Origin of the sequence: Bradyrhizobium sp. Mp27, assembly GCF_029953005.1 — a bacterium.
Lineage (GTDB): Bacteria > Pseudomonadota > Alphaproteobacteria > Rhizobiales > Xanthobacteraceae > Bradyrhizobium > Bradyrhizobium barranii.
Window position 1 is genome coordinate 1 of the sequence record NZ_JASAUS010000361.1, and the last position, 3,163, is coordinate 3,163.

2 protein-coding genes are annotated in these 3,163 nt (G+C 61.2%); both read left to right on the plus strand.

Annotation, left to right across the window (positions count from 1 at the left end):
• The first annotated feature begins 367 nt into the window (after positions 1–367).
• The gene (locus tag QJT78_RS49730; protein ID WP_038952130.1) at positions 368–580 is read left to right on the plus strand and encodes a hypothetical protein; all 213 of its coding nucleotides are present in this window, start codon (positions 368–370) and stop codon (positions 578–580) included.
• A 2,270-nt stretch (positions 581–2,850) separates the two neighbouring features.
• Positions 2,851–3,111, plus strand: coding sequence for a hypothetical protein (locus tag QJT78_RS49735; RefSeq protein ID WP_281460812.1), 261 nt, complete (start codon positions 2,851–2,853; stop codon positions 3,109–3,111).
• Positions 3,112–3,163: the final 52 nt, after the last annotated feature.

Sequence of the window (3,163 nt, forward strand, 5' to 3'; positions counted from 1 at the left end):
CAACGCATACAACGACAGAGCCGAGCCCTTCGTCTGGACCAAGAAAAAGGTCCGTCAACGCCGTTTCAAAGGCCGCCGTATCACTCAGCTCTGATTCCGGGTACTAGGTGCATCCGGTGATCCAGTGCAACGAGACACCCGGCCGGACCCAGGGGAGGTGCTGGAGTTCATGGAGCTGGCCGCGGCCTCCATCGGGCGCAAGATCAACTCGCCGCGGCGCGCGAGACATCTCCCGACTCATGATCGAGATGAGACAGGGCGGCTACGCCGTCGACGAGCCTTGGGACCGTGGCGGGATATAGCATCCGCATAACAGAGGCAATGGCAACCGCATGCGCCTGCCATTGCGACCGCAATAGGAAACGACATGGACCTCACCAACCCCGACCCGAAGGCGAGCAAAGACCTCACCGTTCTCGACCTCTTCCGTAAATTCGTGATCATGGAGGGCTCGGCGCCGCAGATCCTCGTGGACGCCCTGGACGACCTCGAACACCACTACTTCACTTTGATCTCCGCTGGCGTGCCGACCAGCGTGCCATCAAGCGCTGGCAGGCCGCCGGGCCCGACCGCGAGCTGACGTGGCCCGACCACGCCGACCTTGTCGTCTGGTTGCTGAGCGTCTGGATGCACGCACCGGCAGCTCGCCGAGGCGGGCGAGCGCATCAGCCTGGGTGGCGGCTGAAGGTGCCGCTGGGAAGGTCGATGCAATCGCCGGCGGCTTCAGCCAGGCGAGACATCACTTTTGGGACGGGGTGAACAGTTGGTGAAACACCTACGAGCTAGCGGGGGTGTCTCAATGCCGGGGCTCGTGGAAGGATGGAAAGCCATTCGCGCCTGACGTCGAGGTCCCCTCACAACGAGAGGATGGACCTAAACGCGCACTATCGGTGCGATTTGCGCCGAATTTGGCCGGCGAGACACCGCGAGTCACCGCGCTCCCTCAGATGAAACAGGTGTCCCATTCGTCGTTCGGGCGGAAAACCAATGTGCGAGAAAGACTTAGGGTGAGACACCACCGCCTCTGGCCGGTGAGACACCGGGGGCAGTGATGCAAACCTATGCCCTGGCAGCCAGTCGCTCAGCCACGGAGTGGTTCCGGCTTCAACCCATCCATGTTCCTGGCGGGTGCCGCTCGTCGCGCGCTCTCCTTGCCTCAACCATTGCATCATAGGTGCGCCGTAGCTCGGATCCTGGGAGGGCCTCGGCCCCTTTCTGATCCAATTCGGGCATAAACGCGAAACCGAACGCACGATTGAGCTCTCGTTCGTATGCCTCAATGGCCGAATGGTACTCCGCGAAATAGTCCCGAGCTGCGCCCTGGTCGGACACCATGTTCTCCTCACCTGGTCGGCGATTAAGAAGCTTACATTCTAAGTGGCAGGACGGGCGCCACGAGAAACGCGCCGGTGCCATTCGCCATGGCTCCCTTGGGTGGCCGACCCGATTGCCAAGCCAGTAGCTGGTGGCGAGCACGATCAGGGAGCCGCAAAAGCTCCAGACCGCCCGGGACACGCCACGCTAGCCTCATACGTCTTTCTGGCCGGGATCGGCGCCCGTGCGTTTGGTTTTCTGATCTCCGGGTTAGGAACGGCCTTGTCCACTGAAGTTGATCCGTCTACGGTAATCGGGGGCGTCAGATGAAACCTTGGGTTATTTTATCAGCTTTAGCTGTGGCGGGATGCGCCGCCAACTCTGGAGTCGCGCCGCTAGGCGGTGACGCCTATGTCGTGACGCGACAAGCTGCGACAGGCTTCTCTGGGTCTGGAAATCTAAAGGCGGAAGCACTTTCTGAGGCGGGCCAATATTGCGCCGGACAAAGTAAAAGTTTGATGGTGACAAACGCCAAGGAAACCGGCCCGCCTTACGTCATGGGAAACTTCCCGAAGGCTGAAGTCGAGTTCATGTGCCTAGCGCCGGGTGATGCACGCTTGCAAATCCCGCCAAGTCAAAGCAGACCACTGCGATAATCTAGGCGACCGAGATCGGAAACAGGCCAGCGCCGAGGTGGTGCGATCATAGCGGCCGTCCATGCTGATGCCGCCGCCTCGCGTATGTCCCATGTCGTCTCCTAAGCCAGATCGAAGCCAGTGGCTTCCTGTTGGGTTAGTCAGTGGGTTGCGGTTCGCTTCGGATGTCGCCGCGGTCCCACGGCTCGGGTGTCTCATAGGCGCCCTGTCTCACAGGCGCCCTGTCTCATCTCGATCACGAGAGGGGCGAGGTCGCGCGCGCCTTTGCCGTGCCCACCTGAGTGCCGAGCCAGTAGCCGGCGGCGAGCGCAAGGGCGGTGCAAGCTCCAGATCGCGCACCGGACGCGCCGGAGGCGCCTTACGGCTGCAGAGGCGCCGGAAACAGGTATTCGCCTGGCGCGCCCAGCGGCAGCCATAGCCACCGCCGCGGGCCTCGCGCTGCTGGTCGTTTTCTCCTGCACCTTGACCAACGCGCCGTAGATCGAGAACGAATGCACGGCCTTGGTGACCTTGACCCGGTATGGCCGCCGACGCCGGTCGCCAGCAGCCTCATGGCATTGCCGGCGGCGTTCGGGCCACGATCGCGTCGAACGACTGGGCGGTCCGGCCGCCCAGCCTTGCGCCGTGGCCAGCTTCGTCGCCTCACGGATCAGCTCATGGAGTCAGGTGTCACACCTCATGTCTCATAGGCGTTAACTGCCCGTAAGTCATGGAAAACAGAGCTGGATCGCGCATCGGCATGGCGGCGACTGTCTCATGAGACAGGTGAGTCATCACGGTGAATTAGCTTCTCACACGCTCGATGCCCGCAAAATCGACGGTTGCGCAACCTCTCGGAAAGCCCAAGATCCTAGCCATTCTCATTTTGAGGTAGCCCACCATGAAATTGCTGGACGAAATCATTGAAGGAGCTGTTAGCGATACCTACCCGATCGGCTCCGTCCTCAGGAAATGCCTGGTTCTCGAACAGCAGGCCAAGAACGATAAATTCCGGGCATGGCTCAACAAAGAGTTGGACGGCTACGCTAACAAAGAAGACCTTCCAGAATATCGGCAGGTGAACACTATTTCACGCGGTTTTCTCGTAAGCGCGTATTTTACCGCACAGGCTACGCGCGCGGCTGGCCGCGGCGTCGCGTGACGCCGGGCCCCAGCAGTGTCATCGGAACGGCTTGGTTGACCTGAGCGTTCGA